This is a genomic window from Dyella mobilis (genome assembly GCF_016904945.1).
In the GTDB taxonomy this organism is placed as follows: Bacteria; Pseudomonadota; Gammaproteobacteria; order Xanthomonadales; family Rhodanobacteraceae; genus Dyella_B; species Dyella_B mobilis.
In genome coordinates, this window is sequence record NZ_JADIKF010000018.1 from 1 (window position 1) to 631 (window position 631).

Here is a 631-nt window from a genome sequence, read left to right on the forward strand (position 1 = left end):
GCGCAATCCCGATCGTCAGGATCTAGCTGCGCACCATCTGGCCTATGTGATCTATACCTCTGGCTCCACCGGTACGCCCAAGGGCGTCATGGTGGAGCACGCCCAGGTGATGCGCCTGTTCTGGGCCACCGAGGCCTGGTTCGGGTTCAACGCGCACGATACGTGGTGCCTGTTCCATTCCTTCGGCTTCGATTTCTCGGTCTGGGAGCTGTGGGGCGCACTGCATTACGGCGGGCGCCTGGTCATCGTGCCGCATCACGTCGCACGCTCGGCGCAGGATTTTTATGCCTTGCTGTGCGCGCAACGCGTGACGGTGCTCAACCAGACGCCCAGCGCGTTCCGCACTCTGATCGATGCGCAGGCGCACGACGCGCCACGCGACGCGTTGCGCTACGTGATCTTCGGCGGCGAGGCGCTGGAACCGTCCGTGCTCAAGGCCTGGTATGCCACGCATTCGGATCAATCGCCGCAGCTCATCAACATGTACGGCATTACCGAGACGACCGTGCACGTCACCTATCGGGTGCTGCGTCAGGCCGATACGGCGGCCGCGGTCAGTCCCATCGGCGAGCGCATCCCGGATTTGCGTCTGTATCTGCTCGATGCGCAGGGACAGCCGGTGCCGCTGGGC

At 64.2% G+C, this 631-nt stretch carries 1 protein-coding gene; it reads left to right on the plus strand.

Annotation, left to right across the window (positions count from 1 at the left end; genetic code table 11):
• Positions 1-631 (plus strand): AMP-binding protein (locus ISS99_RS00090; RefSeq protein ID WP_204629527.1); only part of this gene is annotated, 631 nt, incomplete at both ends.